Source organism: Rhodovulum imhoffii (assembly GCF_003046545.1).
In the GTDB taxonomy this organism is placed as follows: Bacteria; Pseudomonadota; Alphaproteobacteria; order Rhodobacterales; family Rhodobacteraceae; genus Rhodovulum; species Rhodovulum imhoffii.
On record NZ_QAAA01000058.1, the window covers coordinates 1 to 1,012 of the forward strand.

The window sequence follows — 1,012 nt, forward strand, 5'->3', positions numbered from 1 at the left end:
TTTTTTTTCAGATGAGTTTTCCCATGGCGACGGCGGTGTCTGCCATGCGGTTTGAGAAGCCCCACTCGTTGTCGTACCAGGTGAGGATGCGGACCATGTTGCCTTCCATGACCTTGGTCTGATCCATGTGGAAGACCGAGGAGTGGGGATCGTGGTTGAAGTCGGAGGAGACGAGCGGTTCCTCTGTATAGCCCAGGACACCTTTCATCGGGCCTTCGGCGGCGGCCTTGATGGCGGCGTTGACCTCCTCGACGGTGGTGTCGCGGGCGGCCTCGAACACCAGGTCCACGACCGAGACGTTCGGCGTGGGCACCCGGATCGCGACACCGTCGAGCTTGCCGTTGAGTTCGGGCAGCACAAGCCCCACGGCCTTGGCGGCGCCTGTGGAGGTGGGGATCATGCTCATCGCCGCGGCGCGGGCCCGGTAGAGATCCTTGTGCATGGTGTCCAGCGTCGGCTGGTCGCCGGTGTAGGAATGGATCGTGGTCATGAAGCCGCGGGTGATGCCGATCGCATCGTTGAGCGCCTTGGCCACCGGCGACAGGCAGTTGGTGGTGCAGGACGCGTTGGACACCACGGTGTCTTCGGCGGTCAGGCTGTCATGGTTGACGCCGTAGACGATGGTCTTGTCCGCGCCCGAGGCCGGGGCCGAGACCAGAACCCGGCCGGAGCCGTTCTCCAGGTGCAGGGCGGCCTTGTCGCGCGCGGTGAAGATGCCGGTGCATTCCAGCGCGATGTCCACCTCGCCCCAGGGCAGTTCCCTGGGGTCGCGGATCGCGGTCACCCGGATCGGCCCGCGACCGGCATCGATCGTGTCCCCCTGCACCGTCACACGGCCGGGAAAGCGGCCATGCACGCTGTCATAGCGCAGAAGGTGGGCATTGGTCTCGACAGGACCAAGGTCGTTGATCGCCACAACCTCGATGTCCGTCCGGCCAGACTCGACAATCCCGCGCAAAACGTTCCGCCCAATCCGGCCAAAGCCGTTGATCGCTACCTTCACTGTCATGTC

At 64.4% G+C, this 1,012-nt stretch carries 1 protein-coding gene; it reads right to left on the reverse strand.

Going from position 1 to position 1,012, the window contains the following annotated elements:
- Positions 1-7 precede the first annotated feature (7 nt).
- The gene (gene gap, locus C8N32_RS14800) at positions 8-1,009 is read right to left on the reverse strand and encodes a type I glyceraldehyde-3-phosphate dehydrogenase (RefSeq protein ID WP_107893716.1); all 1,002 of its coding nucleotides are present in this window, start codon (positions 1,007-1,009) and stop codon (positions 8-10) included.
- Between the last annotated feature and the right edge of the window lie 3 nt (positions 1,010-1,012).